The sequence below is a fragment of the Legionella cherrii genome (genome assembly GCF_900635815.1).
GTDB lineage: Bacteria > Pseudomonadota > Gammaproteobacteria > Legionellales > Legionellaceae > Legionella > Legionella cherrii.
The window spans coordinates 536,057-549,874 of sequence record NZ_LR134173.1 but is presented as its reverse complement, the minus strand read 5'-3'; the positions used below and the strand labels follow the sequence as shown (position 1 = coordinate 549,874).

Here is a 13,818-nt window from a genome sequence, read left to right as displayed (position 1 = left end):
GACGAATATGTCAGGGGCGATTTCATCAAAGTATAAAAATTAAACGACCATCTGGAGAAGTTCAGGATTTTTTTTATAAAGATATAGAAGCTATATATTAAAAGTGATTAAAATCAGGCACCTACGTTTCGAGGCGTAGATTATTAAAATCTTAAGAAGGAGCCTGATTATCATGCAAAGTACGTGTAAATTTGGAAAAAATCAATATTTATTTAATTGCTTTCTCACAATAAAAGATCCGCGAGTTGGTGGACGTTGTACTTATTCATTATTAAGCATTCTAGTGATAGTGCTTTGTGGGCTGGTTTGCGGTTGTGATGGGTGGAAGGCCATGGAGTTATTAGCAAAGACCCGTAAACGCTGGTTAAGCCGATGGATAGATCTAAGCGAAGGAGTCCCTAGTCATCAAACTCTTGCCCGAGTATTCTCTTTAATTGACCCCATCGAGTTTGAACGCTGTTTACACGAGTGGGTAGGAGGAATCTGTGCTTTATTTACGGATGATGTTATTGCTATTGATGGAAAAACCACACGAGGCTCCAGTCATAAACGAAGTAATAAGAAAGCAACGCATCTGATAAATGCCTATAGCTCTCGCTTGGCTACAGTATTGGGAAGTACTGTGACGCCTGATAAATCGAATGAAATAAAGGGAATTCCTCTTTTATTAAAGACACTTAATATCAAAGATAAAGTAATAACAATAGATGCTATGGGGACACAAAAAGGTATTGCAAAATTAATCCGTTTGAAAGAAGCCCACTATCTGCTTGCCCTGAAAAAAAATCATGGTCGTTTATATAAAAAAGTGAACACTCTTTTTAATAAAGCAGATGAATTAGATTATAAGGCGATGGTGTATAAGGAAAAGGAGTCCAACGATTATGACCATAGCCGTATCGAACACCGGAAATATACCCTATTGCCAGCAATGTATTTACCCACCTATAGTCACCAATGGAAGGATTTAAGTGCCTATATTCGTGTGGAGTCAGAGCGTCATTTACCTACTGGCGAAGTTGAGATGGCAACTCGTTATTACATCACCTCGATGCATTACAAGAATTATAGGAAAATTCCAGAGGCTATTCGGCAGCATTGGCAAATTGAAAATGGCTTGCATTACAAGTTGGATGTGGGAATGAACGAAGATCAGTGCCCCATTTATCGCGGCTATGCAGATAGAAATTTAAGCATTATGAGAAAAATAGTGCTTAAACTGTTAACTGATGAGAAAACAAATACCGATGGAATCGCTTTAAAAAGGATGAGAGCCGCTCTTTCTGTTCAATATACCAAAAAAGTGGTTGGATTTTAAACTTTGATGAAATCGCCCTGCGAATATGTAATAAATGGCATTTGTGCCATAAACCTTAAATCAAATTCCAGTGCTAAATTAAAAATAGAGCTAAAAATACATAAGATACAACCAACGCTGATCCAAATAAGGCCAGCAGACTATAATTTTTTGTTTGCTTTGCCATATCATGAACCTCTGCTACTGAATCAGAAATTACTTTTTTAATTATCGATACTGATTCATTTGTGGCCTCCTGCAACAAACGAGTCATGGCTTCTTTACTGCTGGCTAAAGCCATATTGAGTATCTTTTCAGCTTTTTCCCTGGCATCATCTTTCCATTGAGAGGAAATACTCTCTATTTCCTCTCTGAACTGAGCCAACACGGCCGCTTGTGCCTGTTGGGTTTCTTCAATCAATCTATCGTTCATGGTCTGCAGGATGAGAATTGGATCATCCTTGCTTAAAACTACCCCATGTTTGACAGCGATCTCCTGCATAACTGTATCAAATTTATCATTCATTAGATCACCCTGGCGTTATCTAGCTGCCCAAACAGTTGATCACGAACGATTTTTAACCGTTGACGGGTCATAATGCTCTTATCTGGCATACCTAGTACTTCACCGAAGGTCAGTTTTTGTTGCAGCATATCGGTTAGATCACGACCATAGGTTTCTTTTTTTAGATCAGGAATTTGAATTAAGGCTGATATGTTGTCCTTGTTATCGCGGTAAGCCTTTAGTTGTTCGAATGTCTTACCTTCATGCTCTATAGCTCCCCAATAGGGATTGAGCCAGACGACAAACTGTGCTTCATTTGCAAACTGGTTAATCAGCTGAGCAAAGCCATTAATGGTATCGAATAAGGCCTGGCCGCCGGTGATAACAGTATGAATAACCATTTCATGATCTAATTCCTTTAACAAAGCTGGAACTTGATTGCTGATGAGGTAATGAGATAGCGGTACAAAAGAACTGGCACCGTTGTCAATGACTACATCATTAGTAGTTGAGGCAATTTTTTCGATGAGAATATCGAATAGCCTGGGGTTGATTTCATCGCCACTCATGACTTGAATATGGTCGACATTGAGAGCGTTAAAGCCATGAAAGGTTGAATTGATGGGGTCGGTGTCAATGCACAATGGGGTTTGGCCTTTGTGATATTTGTATTGTGCTGTTGTTGCTGAAATAAATGATTTGCCGACACCGCCTTTGCCTTGCAGTGTGATATGAATTTTTGCCATTACAAGAGTTCCTCCAGGTTGGGTTTTGGATTAAAAATAAAACCGCGAATTTCGGTTTTTGCTTTACTTTTAGCCTGTTCATCTTCCTTGGTGTTCTCCTGACTAGATGGCTTTTTTTCAGCAGCAATCAAACGTGCTACATAGCCACAAAATGTTTTATATGAAAATGAGATTTTGCCTTCTTCAACTAAGGTTTCCCAGACAAGCTTTATGGACCAGCCATCAGTTAGCGCTGAAGCGATATCTTTTTTTAGCGCAAGAAAAGCGGCTTTATTTACAGATTTATCAGAGACTTTTCTTTCCATCTGCTTTGCTGCGATTCGTTCGCTGAGGGAGCTTCCCATGTCATACCGTCAATTATTATTGTTCTCTCTGATGGTACAAACTATTGCGCTGCTCGGCAATAGCCTATGCTATTTTCTTTCCTTTTGTCGTAATTAAACATCTTCTTAAACAGACATATATGTAATTTATCCGTAATTAATAGGGCTTTTCAAAAATAACCTTGAAATTACATAAAATTACCTGATACTATGAAATTAAATGAACTTAAAAAGCAGGGCAAGATAGGTGAAGTTAGCTAACCAGCAAGCTGGCTACCAACCTCACGAGTCTTATTCGCACCTTCGGTGCTCAACGAAAGAACTGTGTTTTGAGATCAAATCGATACTCAAAGGATTGCATAACCACTTAATTAAGAGGTCGGCATCCTTATGGACGAGAAACTTAAAACACCTACCAGAAAGAATGGTCGTCATCTTCGCGTACCTGTTTTACCTTCCGAAGAAATTCAAATTAAATCGAATGCGGCTACTGCTGGCCTTTCAATTGCCGAATACTTAAGACGAATTAGCCTCGGTTATCAAATTCAAAGTAGTGTTGATAAGGATTACATACTACAGCTGGCCAAAATCAATGGAGACTTAGGACGGCTTGGCGGACTGTTAAAACTATGGCTGACTCAAGATAACCGTGTTGCGCACTTTGACCTCCAAACAATAAGAACATTGTTAAGTCGTATTCAAACCACGCAGGATGCAATGTTTGAAGTGGTGAAAAAACTATGATTATTCGCCATATTCCTATGAAGAAAACAAGACTTAGCAGTTTTTCGGGGCTTGTCCAATATCTGTGTAATAAACAAAACAAAGAAGAGCGTGTAGGTAAAGTCAGACTAACAAACTGCAATAGTCTCGATCCCATTTGGGCTGTTCAGGAGGTTTTGGCAACACAAGCCAAGAACCAGAGAGCGACTGGTGATAAAACATACCATATGCTCATTTCTTTCGCTCCAGGAGAAAACCCTTCACTACAAGTTTTACAAGAAATTGAACTCAAAGTGGCATCGTCGATTGGATTTAAAGAACACCAAAGAATTTCTGTTGTTCATCATGACACAGATAATCTTCATATTCATGTTGCGATTAATAAAATTCATCCCAAAACCTTTAATATGATTGAACCCTGCAGGGCATATAAAACTTTTTCCGATATTGCATCCAGTCTCGAAATTGAATTAGGTCTTAAAATAACCAATCATCAAACTCGTAAAAGTCGTTCAGAAAATCTTGCTGACGATATGGAGCAACATTCAGGAATTGAGAGCCTGATTAACTGGATGAAGCGCAATTGTAAAGAACAAATCGAAACGGCCCAAAATTGGAGCGACTTACATAAGGTTTTAGCGAAGCACCATATGAGAATACAAATCAGGGCTAATGGCTTTATTTTTTGTGATGAAGATGGTCTTGCAGTCAAAGCAAGTTCTGTATCCAGAAATTTTTCTAAACAGCGTCTTGAATCAAGGCTTGGTAAATTTGAACCATTGTTTTCAATAACTAATTTATCATCATCCAATGTTTATCGGTATGAACCACTAAACAAAACGTTTATCAGTAGTGAACTCTATGCTCAATACCAGCATGAAAAAACACAAAGCCAAAATGTACGTTCAGCAAAACTAAAATACTTGCGAGAAGCCAAAGCCAAATTGATTGATAAGGCCAAAAAACGAGGACGAATGAAACGAACCGCTTTAAAGTTAATGAACCTTTCAAAGATGAGCAAGAAGTTTCTTTATCAGCAAATTAGCAAAACTCTCCTGCACGACATTGAGAACATCAGGAAAAATTATACGCATGCTCGACACAGTTTAATGGAAAATTATCAAAATAAGACCTGGGCTGATTGGCTGCAAAACAAAGCGCAAAGTGGTGACCAGAAGGCTTTAATGGCAATGCGTTATCGCAATCGAAAAAACAACAGTAATTACACGATATCAGGCACAGACTCAGCTTTTTCTTCTTTTAATTTTGGACAAATCGACTCTCTTACTAAAGAGGGTACTGAGATTTATAAAAAGGATAACGCTGTTATCAGAGACAATGGAAAAGAAATTGTAATTTCTAAAGGTGGTTCTATCCCTGTCCTTAAAAGAGCCTTGGAAATGGCAAGGCGGCGCTATGGTGACAGTATTTGTGTGAGCGGGTCTCCACAATTTAAAAAGATTATCTTGCAAATTGTTATTCAATATCAAATACCAATCACTTTTGCTGATTTGGATTTGGAAAACCAACGCCAAAAATTAAATTTAGAAAAGGAGAAATCTCATGAACAATCAAGATCAAACCGACAAAACCATCGAAGGAGAGATCCAGGAAGCCATGCGGCTGCTGGAACAGCCAATGGAAATGGAAAGCACCGGAGCACAAAGTCCAACTCTTTTAGCATTAGACAAGGCTCGCCAGCCAAAGATCACAACAGCTTGCGAAACTTGTCCAAATGCGATCTGGTTCAGCTCACCGGAGGAGGTCAAGTGCTATTGCAGGATAATGCACATGATCAGCTGGAGCGGCAAAGACTCCAACCTGATAACAATGTGCGACGGAAAATTTATGGATTAAAGCAGAAAGGGAAAAATCGAAAACCATAATATTTGAATATTATTTGTGCATTTTGTATGCTTAAATTGTCACTCATATGGAAAAGAGTAAGATTATGATAAAGCAATGGAATGATATAAGTCAGAAATATGAAGGAGCTTCTCTTATTTTAGGGAATGGAGCGAGCATTGCATTCAGTGATATGTTCGCATATACCAAACTATATGAAGTGGCGAATGATAATAAATATATCAACCCCAAACTACGTAATTTATTCGGGAAATTTGGCACGCAAAATTTTGAGATTGTCTTATATAAACTGTGGCAAGCAAAAGAAGTATTAAATTTACTTCAAGGAAATACGAATATAGTTGATGAAAATTATTCACTGTGTAGAAGTGCCTTAATAAAAACTGTCAGAGCTGCCCATATTCAATATGATAGAGACGATGAGGTATTTATAGAAAAACTACAAAATGCATCAAACTTTTTAAAGAGTTTTAATATCGTATACTCACTAAATTATGACCTTATACTTTATTGGGTAATTGCAATAGGTAACCGGGAAGGAACTATTTTTAAAGATTGCTTTTGGGAAAAGTTGACTGATACTAATTTTAACTTATTTAACTCCGATTGGAGCTTTTTAAAAAAACCAACCGCTGGTCAAGAAAAAGCTATTTTAATATTTTATCCTCATGGAAATTTAACTTTAGCCAGGGTAAAGCAAAAGCACTTAAATGAGATTGATTTAAAAATAGTCTCAGATAATGAAATGCACTTAAAAGCGATAATTAAAACCTGGAAAAATAAAAATCTTGAACCTGTATTTGTATCAGAGGGCGCTTATAACGAAAAAAAGAATCGGATTTATGAAAGCCATTATTTGAGAACCGTATATGAGAAAGGATTTGAAGAAATTGGACAAAAGTTAGTTTTTTATGGGTGGAGCCTCTCTAGTGAGGATTATCATATATTAGAAAGGATCCAAAATATCCAAAAAGAAAGGAAAAAATTAGAAAATAAGGTTGCAAAAAAAACTATTGAAAGCATAGCTGTGTCTGTTTACCAAGATGATGATGAGCAAAAATTCAAAAAACATGTAAAGGATAAGCTTAAGTCTATAGTCACAGATATAGATTTTTTTGATTCAAGCCAAGGTTGTTGGTGTTTTTAGTAAACAGTTAGATGTAAAGCTTCAAAACTTAATCTGATAGCTTGAAGCGTTACAAATCTTATGAATCTATGAAATATGGACTATATTGCTTTTTTGCGACAGGCGTAAGCGGTTATATCTTTTGGCGATTCTATCAACTTTGGGTTCTATCTGCCGTTTTACTCCTTCAATACCTAGCTTGCTGTGTTTGGCTAAATCATTAAAATCACTAAATTGCCTAGGGTTTGATGATTGTTCACCTGGTGCAAAAGTTGGTAGAACAATAAAGCCATTGACAGCATCGGCAGCCTCACCTGCTTTTTCTTTACCCGGATTTATGCCCTGAGATAATTCAAGATGTTTATCATCGTCAGCTGCCATCATAATCGGGATATGCGGATATCTTTCATACAATGCTTTGGATACTGCTTTAAGGTTCCCTGAATCAAAGGCCGAAACGACAGCAGGCAGTTCGCATGCTTCTTTTATCGTTGCCGCGGTTGCATACCCTTCAGCAATGACAATAACCGATGCATCAGAGAGATTGTCCATGCCGCCCAGAACATGAAAGCATCCTTCCTTTTTTGAGCCTTTTGCAAATCGCTTGGTTCCATCCTCGGCAATGTACTGAACCGTCCAGAGTGTTCCTTCGCAATCTGTTGCTGGAATACAGGTTAGTTTTTTTTCTTCATCGGTATACACGCCAGAATGAACCTGAATACCTTTGGCTTGCATATAAGTTGTGGGCTCCACAACCTCTGCCATCATGGATAATTTTTGCTTGAGTTTTAATGCGGTGCTTTTTTGTTTGGCTTCCAACTCTCGTTGGCGAGTCTGTTGATGTTTCAGCGCTTCGGCCTTAAGCGTTGCTTTTTGTTCATCAGTTAAAATGTAACCCTTGGATTTCCAGTTAAGCTCAGCACCAGTTCGGTTGTTTTTAATATATCCCGCAGGAATACCATCTAAATGAGCCACATAAAATCCTGCCTTTTCACCTTTTTTATCACCCTCCGTAGGGATACGATGAGGTTTGCCATCCATAATGGGATGCTCACCTGAAACAATAGCGCCGAGGCTTATCAATGCCGCTTTAAATTCATCTGCAGGAATGAGCGCTTTATCCTGAGATTGTGCTTGATATTCAGGAATCCAGGCTTTGATCTTCTCAACAGGAACACCAGGGTTTGCATACCAACATTTTTGCACTTTATCCCAGGCAATACCTGGTGTTCCATCAGGAAGTTTTCCAATTGTGGATTTGGCAAGTTCTTTTTGTTTGAAGGGGATGCTTAACCAGACCTTTCCCGAAGTGGTGTTTTCAGATGCCATAAGAACTTCCTCTTTTAGTTTATCATCCTTGATTTCAATCAGTTCTGCCAGTTGAATGTCTTGCGTTTGCTCCAAAGCACACAGGTGATTCACTATTTTCTCTGCATCTGCAGATGCCCTGAAGATTTCTAAAGGCTCATCTTCCAAAACCCGAATCCATGATTTGATATAAGCAGTGTGTTGAGATGGGTCGTGATCTATACCCAGTTCGGCACCTAAAAGCATGCTTGCAATTTCTGCTCTCAATTCTTCTTTGGCATAGGCATCTGAACCAAACGGATGGCCTAAATCTCTATCCAGTCTTGAAGGATGGCCGCTCCAATGTCCTAACTCATGCAAAGCAGTGGCATAATAGTTTGCTGCGGATTTAAATTGTTCTTTTGGTGGAAGATGGATGCTATCCGTCGATAGCCTGTAAAAAGCTCTGTCTGCTTCGGAGTGAATAATGTTAGCACCTGACTTATGTAGCAGTTTTTCTGCTCTTTCAATTAAGGACCAGTCTGGCTCTTTTGCAACGAGTTCTGGCATATTATCAATTTGCGAGGCGTGAAATACTGTTGCATAAAACACCTTAGGTCGCTCAAGATTCACGCTCACTTTTAATGGATGACCATGCTCATCAAGCACGGGTTTACCCGCATCATCATGTTTGATTTGTTCCTCATGAAATTTCCAATACTGAATCGTGGTGCCTTTTTCTCCCTTGCAAACCTGCGCATCCATGCTTTGTGCCTGTTTGTAGGTAAGCCAGCGGTTGTCATCATTTTGACTCAGCATCAAATACAAGGCATTGATTCCTCGATAACGCTTCCCGGTGACTGGATTATATGGAATTTGACCAGTGCCTAGGCATGGCTCCCATGGTTTTAACCAGGGAGCGGTTCCTGCTTTCAGGCTTCCAATAATTTGATTGGCAACGACTTCATGGTAAGGCTTCTTAGTCATAAATAGCCTCCATCGCATCTTCTTCATTGAGTGCATCTTCTACAAATGCTCCCATGATGTCCGCTTCTAGCGGACTGACTTCAAGAAGAAATCCAGGGACTTCTAAATCCTCGAATTGTTCTGCAATCACATCCATTAACCCGGTTTCATGATTCATGTGGTGTTCTCCCGTTTATTAATTACCCATATGGGTGTAAGCATTCCCTTGATTTGTCTCGTGTGGATAAGACCATAATAGCGACCATCAAATGACCATTCGCTTTGACTGGTCATCGTCATGACTTCATCTTTTTGAAGTGGGTAATTCGTAACCTGTAATTGAGGCAATGCCCGGTTCAAGCCATCCTGTAACTTTGGTTTTGAATAGGGAATTAGCATGTGATTCACAAAAACCCCTTTATTTGTCACCGAGAGGGTATCACCAGATACAGCCACCACTTTTTTCATTAAATAACCATATCCGCCACAATTAAGACCATGGTCTATATAGCCTCTATTTCGTGCTAACCTGAATGATTCCCTGTCATCAGGACAAAAAATCACCGAGGCATTTTTGATAGGCGCTGCACTGGTGATGCGATATAAACCTATAGGAATTGATTCGGTCAGGTTTATCCTAAATCCCATGGCATGGAACAGTGCGCCTGCAGCAATAAGACTGATTAGTACAATAGCGATGAGGATGGACAGTTTTTTCATAACTTGATACGCTCCTCGTCACTTAAACGGGTACGCAAAATATCTGAGTGAACAGGGGCCTCCACAGAGGCTCTTGCCATGAAGGCCGGATCTTTAAAATAAAGCGGCTGTTTTCCATAAATCGCAGGAAAGCCGGCCGCATAAACCACCATATCCCCAGCTTCAACAATCAAGCCATTGACATCCTTTTTAGGTCCTGGCATTCGCAGGCATTCATCCACGGTTAAAAGGGGTCTTGATATTTCTTGAACCGTTTTTGATATTTGATTCAAGAACGTCGAAAATCGTTTACCGCTGGTGGTGATGTGTTCTTTAACAATGGTCGTCTGGCCGGTCAGCTTGGAAAGATGTTCTGCTGTTTCAACCCGGTTGGGAGGATAAGCATTTTGGATATGGCAATTAGAGGTGATGGTTTCATCAGGACCATAACCCCGTTCACGGCTTTTAAGTTGATTGATGTCCTGACAAATTAAGTAAAACTTTAAACCATAACCTGCAACAAAGGCTAATGACTCTTGCAGAATATCGAGTTTTCCAAGGCTTGGAAATTCATCAATCATGCAAAGCAGCCGATGTTTATACGTTTTTTTCGTTCTGACATAGGATAAGCCTTTATCATCCGATACACGCTCAAACTCCATTTTGTCAGCCAATAGCCTCACTATCATATTAATCATGACTCGAACCAGAGGTTGAAGCCTTGCCTTATCATTGGGTTGAGTCACTATATAGAGGCTCACCGGACTTTCATGGTTCATCAAATCGCGGATGCAAAAATCAGAAGCCGAGACATTATGTGCTACTACTGGATCGCGGTATAACGCCAGATAAGATTTTAAAGTGGATAATACGGAACCTGCTTCTTCCTCGGGTCGGTCTATCATGTCACGGGCGGAGGCAGAAATAACAGGATGGGTTTTGCCCTCGATATGGGGGTATTGGGTCATTTCAATGAGTAGGTCCGCAATATTAATATTGGGATCCACCAGCATCCGGTCAATGTTGGGAAATGTAGCCGGTTCCCCCTGGTTGTTCAGTTTGTAAATCGCATGCAGGATAAAACCAACCAAAAGGGCTTGTGAGGTTTTCTGCCAGTGCGTTTCTAATCCTTTACCATCAGGATCAACCACAAGTGTTGCCAGATTTTGTACGTCACCCACCTCTGATTCCGTACCCACTCTGATTTCATCAAGCGGATTCCAACGGGCTGAACCAGTTAATGTTGCCGGTTCAAAGCGAATCACTTTGTTGTTGGCATGCTTTTGTCTCCAGCCGGAAGTACATGCCCAAAGTTCACCTTTTAAATCGGTAATGACACAGGAGTGTTTCCACGATAAAAGGGTAGGGATTACAAGGCCCACACCTTTGCCTGAGCGCGTGGGCGCATAAGTTAAAACATGCTCCGGTCCATTATGGCGCAAATAGTGAATCTCTCCATGCTTGTCTTCAATAGCCCCAACATAAACACCTTCCTCTTGGGAAAGCAAACCAGCATCTTTTAAATCATCCATATTCGCCCATCTGGCTGAACCGTGAAGGTATTCGCTGATGTTTTCTTTTTTAAAATGGCGACTGGCGAACAACAGCATCATCAAAAAAAAGCAGCTGCTCATCACCACCATGCCAAAGGCGGCATTAAAATATTCGGGATGGTAATGATGATAGTTCATGTTCCACCAGAGCAGCTTCCAGGGTAGATAAACATGCGCTAATGAAAAACCTAAACTATTGTGATAATGAAACTTATAAGCCACATATTGTGTGCCAATTTCCAGGCTGATTAAAAACCCCAGAATAATCATTCCAATGAGTCGTATGGTTTTCTTGTTATCCTGTTTTTGCCTTACCTGTGGGCCAATAGATTTATTAGGCTTATTCAGATTCATAGGTTGTCTCCAGAAGCTTTGCGATTGACAAAATGGCTGACTTCATCGTCATTTTCTCCAGAACTGAAATTTCCTTCAGGGACACCTATCGACGTAATGTTTTGAAATGCTGAGTCCTGATGTTCAGATAGTGATAAATCGTTTTGTGATTCCACCTGTTGATGAATTGCATCGGCAATTTTCCCACCGGTAGTTTCGGCCACTGTTGCAGCAATTGCCTCCTTCATAGTGTTCGCCTTTTCACGCGCTACATCAAATGCCCCTGATGCCAAATGAGAGCCAAACGAACCGGCGAATGTTGAAGCCTGTCCCATGGCTTGTGCTAAACTACCGGTTTTGGAACTGGCATTGCCATCTGAAGCAGAACCTAAATCACCAGTCCCCATACTTTGGGAGGCTGCTTTGAATGCCGCATGAAGAGCGGATAAACCCCCTGCACTTTGAGCGCTGACAGCTCCCGCGCTGCTTGCCAAAGCGGCACCTGCAATGCCGGCAACACCTAAAGAACCACCCAGGCCAATACCCCCGCTGCCTCCGCCACCACCAGATACAATGTTGGCAAGGACAGGAGGGATTTTATTAGTCAATATCAACAAAAGAATGGCCACAACGAGCATCACAAACATTTCTTTTAACAGAATGTCTTTTGCCATAGCGGCATAATATTGGTCGACAAAAGACTTACCGATACCAATAATCAAAATCATGGCAAATGCCTGTAATGCAATACCAAGCACCGTTTTGTAGTATTGAATCGCGATATCGCAAGTCCAGCGTCCGCCACCAAAGCCTAATAAAATGATGCCGCCGTAGGTTAAAATCCAGGCGGTAATCAGAATAATCAGCATGTTAATACTGACCAGTGCCAAGACGACCAGAATCACCCCGGCAACGATTAGTCCCACCGTGGTTGCTGCCGGGGACCAGAGGGAGGAGTTATCAATTGCTTTTGAGACAATATCAAAACCTACGTCAATAATGTCAGAGGGGGAAATGTGCGTATCAATTCCTGAAGCTTTGGCTGCAAGTTGTCGCATGGAATCGATGATTGCGCTGGCAATGGCAGGTCCATTATCCAAAATCCAATAGAAAAAACCGACAACCACTAAAAATCGAACCGTTTCAGCCATAAACTCCTGAATATCAGCTCTTCGTAATGACATGAGACCATAGGTCCATACCATGCTGATTAATGCCAGAGACCAGAAGAGGTATCGAGCATAACTTAATAGGGTTTGGCTCCATGTAGAGGCTGTACTGGAAAAACGATACAGAATATTATCCAGCAAATCCCTGCTGTCCATGCCTTGTGCATGGGCGGACACGGAAAACCCAATTAAAAAGAATACGATTAAATAAGCGAGTGTCTTTTTTTTCATAGGATTACCACTTTATACCTGAGCTTTTGGAGTAACTTCCGCCTTTAAAACAAGCATCCGCTATGGCCTGCAGCTCATCAGCGGTCCTACCTTCTTTGGAGCTGTCGCAGGTGAATGATGCGAGATGCTCAGCCTTCTTTCTTGCTTTCGTTTCAGCGCTGTCACAGCCTGTAAGCAGGAATGCTAAAAGTGCTATGGATAATCCTAATCGTTTCATTGTTGTCTTCCTCTTGTTATAAATGAGTTACCATTTTTTACCTGAACTTTTATGGTAGCTGCCCGATCTAAAACGCTCATCAGCAGCGTTTTGTATGGCTTCTTTATTCGCGGCTGCAGCATCTTTTGTGGTTTGTGCGCTTTGTTGTGCTAATAAAAGTCCTCTTATTTGAAGCAGTTGATGGGATTGTTGACTTGCCAGTTGCGAGGCAGCCTGGAGCGCTTGTTTTTGCCCCTGGGCAGTTTGAGCCTGAGATTGCAAGGTGCGCAGTTTCACAGAGTCTTCCTTTAAGCTTTGCTGTTGTTTATCAATTCCCTTGAGCATGGCATCGTTAGCTCGTTTTTGAGCAACAGAAGCTGATAGTTTACTTTGCCTTATTTTCTGGATTTCTTCGGGACTACACTGGTTACTGCCATTAAAGCAGGGGGTTTTTTGATAATATTCCTGACTTTGATACCTATCCAGGTAACTCTGGAGGCTACCTGCTTCCTGTTTGTAATAATCAATCGTATCGGTCGATTCAAGCAGATTATCTATTACCCCATTGGCATTGTCCCACTGAAACGATGTGAGTGATTTGGTGTTATCCAGCATGTTTTGATATTGCTGAATCTGGTTGTTGTATTGATCAACCTGAGTTTTATACTCTTTAATCTGATTCAGTAGCATTTTTCCATTTTGTACGTAATTGGGTAAATCAAATACAGGCATATTGGAGAAGGCATTAAATGTCCATAAATAAACAAACAGGATTCGAAGTTTCATCACAGTTCCTCT

The 13,818-nt window shown here is 40.5% G+C and carries 14 protein-coding genes; 4 read left to right on the top strand and 10 right to left on the bottom strand.

Annotation, left to right across the window (positions count from 1 at the left end):
- The first annotated feature begins 169 nt into the window (after window positions 1-169).
- Entirely contained in the window at window positions 170-1,318 is a 1,149-nt protein-coding gene (locus EL022_RS02355; protein ID WP_028381601.1) for an ISAs1 family transposase, read from the top strand.
- 73 nt (window positions 1,319-1,391) lie between these two features.
- Here EL022_RS02355 and EL022_RS02350 read toward each other — a convergent pair whose 3' ends face one another.
- The 3 genes from EL022_RS02350 to EL022_RS02340 are packed head-to-tail and all read right to left on the bottom strand — an operon-like array spanning window position 1,392 to window position 2,892.
- Complete coding sequence (locus tag EL022_RS02350) at window positions 1,392-1,823, bottom strand: conjugal transfer protein TraM (protein ID WP_028381602.1); 432 nt, start codon at window positions 1,821-1,823, stop codon at window positions 1,392-1,394.
- Window positions 1,823-2,548 (bottom strand): ArsA-related P-loop ATPase, encoded by a 726-nt coding sequence (locus EL022_RS02345; protein ID WP_028381603.1) that lies wholly within the window; start codon window positions 2,546-2,548, stop codon window positions 1,823-1,825. The genes EL022_RS02350 and EL022_RS02345 overlap by 1 nt, the downstream gene beginning before the upstream one ends.
- Window positions 2,548-2,892, bottom strand: coding sequence for a TraK family protein (locus EL022_RS02340; RefSeq protein WP_028381604.1), 345 nt, complete (start codon window positions 2,890-2,892; stop codon window positions 2,548-2,550). Before EL022_RS02340 ends, EL022_RS02345 begins: the two co-directional genes overlap by 1 nt.
- Window positions 2,893-3,261: 369 nt before the next feature.
- On the opposite strand from EL022_RS02340, the gene traJ reads away from it, so the two are divergent.
- The 3 genes from traJ (at window position 3,262) to EL022_RS02325 (ending at window position 6,607) form a co-directional block, all read left to right on the top strand.
- Window positions 3,262-3,615 carry a conjugal transfer transcriptional regulator TraJ gene (traJ, locus tag EL022_RS02335; RefSeq protein ID WP_028381605.1) on the top strand — a complete coding sequence of 118 codons (354 nt, stop codon included), beginning with the start codon at window positions 3,262-3,264 and terminating at the stop codon, window positions 3,613-3,615.
- Window positions 3,612-5,480, top strand: a complete 1,869-nt coding sequence (traI, locus tag EL022_RS02330; RefSeq protein WP_028381606.1) for a TraI/MobA(P) family conjugative relaxase — start codon at window positions 3,612-3,614, stop codon at window positions 5,478-5,480. The genes traJ and traI overlap by 4 nt, the downstream gene beginning before the upstream one ends.
- A gap of 65 nt (window positions 5,481-5,545) precedes the next feature.
- Entirely contained in the window at window positions 5,546-6,607 is a 1,062-nt protein-coding gene (locus EL022_RS02325; RefSeq protein WP_028381607.1) for a DUF4917 family protein, read from the top strand.
- A gap of 66 nt (window positions 6,608-6,673) precedes the next feature.
- Here EL022_RS02325 and EL022_RS02320 read toward each other — a convergent pair whose 3' ends face one another.
- From EL022_RS02320 to trbJ, 7 genes are read right to left on the bottom strand one after another with little or no spacing between them, the layout of a single operon-like run.
- Window positions 6,674-8,860: a zincin-like metallopeptidase domain-containing protein gene (locus tag EL022_RS02320; protein WP_028381608.1), complete on the bottom strand. Its 2,187-nt coding sequence runs from the start codon at window positions 8,858-8,860 to the stop codon at window positions 6,674-6,676.
- On the bottom strand, window positions 8,853-9,017 hold the full coding sequence (locus EL022_RS16030; protein WP_028381609.1) for a hypothetical protein: 165 nt from the start codon (window positions 9,015-9,017) through the stop codon (window positions 8,853-8,855). Before EL022_RS16030 ends, EL022_RS02320 begins: the two co-directional genes overlap by 8 nt.
- Window positions 9,014-9,559 carry a conjugative transfer signal peptidase TraF gene (gene traF, locus EL022_RS02315; RefSeq protein WP_028381610.1) on the bottom strand — a complete coding sequence of 182 codons (546 nt, stop codon included), beginning with the start codon at window positions 9,557-9,559 and terminating at the stop codon, window positions 9,014-9,016. The genes EL022_RS16030 and traF overlap by 4 nt, the downstream gene beginning before the upstream one ends.
- Window positions 9,556-11,445 (bottom strand): type IV secretory system conjugative DNA transfer family protein, encoded by a 1,890-nt coding sequence (locus EL022_RS02310; protein WP_028381611.1) that lies wholly within the window; start codon window positions 11,443-11,445, stop codon window positions 9,556-9,558. Before EL022_RS02310 ends, traF begins: the two co-directional genes overlap by 4 nt.
- Window positions 11,442-12,824: a P-type conjugative transfer protein TrbL gene (gene trbL / locus EL022_RS02305; RefSeq protein ID WP_028381612.1), complete on the bottom strand. Its 1,383-nt coding sequence runs from the start codon at window positions 12,822-12,824 to the stop codon at window positions 11,442-11,444. The genes EL022_RS02310 and trbL overlap by 4 nt, the downstream gene beginning before the upstream one ends.
- Window positions 12,825-12,828: 4 nt before the next feature.
- Window positions 12,829-13,041, bottom strand: coding sequence for a hypothetical protein (locus EL022_RS02300; protein ID WP_028381613.1), 213 nt, complete (start codon window positions 13,039-13,041; stop codon window positions 12,829-12,831).
- Between the two features lie 27 nt (window positions 13,042-13,068).
- Window positions 13,069-13,806 (bottom strand): P-type conjugative transfer protein TrbJ, encoded by a 738-nt coding sequence (gene trbJ, locus EL022_RS02295; RefSeq protein ID WP_028381614.1) that lies wholly within the window; start codon window positions 13,804-13,806, stop codon window positions 13,069-13,071.
- Between the last annotated feature and the right edge of the window lie 12 nt (window positions 13,807-13,818).

Bases quoted from the DNA above. Each gene is read 5' to 3' on its own strand.
- EL022_RS02350 (WP_028381602.1), bottom strand. From the start codon at position 1,823: ATGAATGATAAATTTGATACAGTTATGCAGGAGATCGCTGTCAAACAT.
- EL022_RS02345 (WP_028381603.1), bottom strand. From the start codon at position 2,548: ATGGCAAAAATTCATATCACACTGCAAGGCAAAGGCGGTGTCGGCAAA.
- EL022_RS02340 (WP_028381604.1), bottom strand. From the start codon at position 2,892: ATGGGAAGCTCCCTCAGCGAACGAATCGCAGCAAAGCAGATGGAAAGA.
- traJ (WP_028381605.1), top strand. From the start codon at position 3,262: ATGGACGAGAAACTTAAAACACCTACCAGAAAGAATGGTCGTCATCTT.
- traI (WP_028381606.1), top strand. From the start codon at position 3,612: ATGATTATTCGCCATATTCCTATGAAGAAAACAAGACTTAGCAGTTTT.
- EL022_RS02325 (WP_028381607.1), top strand. From the start codon at position 5,546: ATGATAAAGCAATGGAATGATATAAGTCAGAAATATGAAGGAGCTTCT.
- EL022_RS02320 (WP_028381608.1), bottom strand. From the start codon at position 8,860: ATGACTAAGAAGCCTTACCATGAAGTCGTTGCCAATCAAATTATTGGA.
- EL022_RS16030 (WP_028381609.1), bottom strand. From the start codon at position 9,017: ATGAATCATGAAACCGGGTTAATGGATGTGATTGCAGAACAATTCGAG.
- traF (WP_028381610.1), bottom strand. From the start codon at position 9,559: ATGAAAAAACTGTCCATCCTCATCGCTATTGTACTAATCAGTCTTATT.
- EL022_RS02310 (WP_028381611.1), bottom strand. From the start codon at position 11,445: ATGAATCTGAATAAGCCTAATAAATCTATTGGCCCACAGGTAAGGCAA.
- trbL (WP_028381612.1), bottom strand. From the start codon at position 12,824: ATGAAAAAAAAGACACTCGCTTATTTAATCGTATTCTTTTTAATTGGG.
- EL022_RS02300 (WP_028381613.1), bottom strand. From the start codon at position 13,041: ATGAAACGATTAGGATTATCCATAGCACTTTTAGCATTCCTGCTTACA.
- trbJ (WP_028381614.1), bottom strand. From the start codon at position 13,806: ATGAAACTTCGAATCCTGTTTGTTTATTTATGGACATTTAATGCCTTC.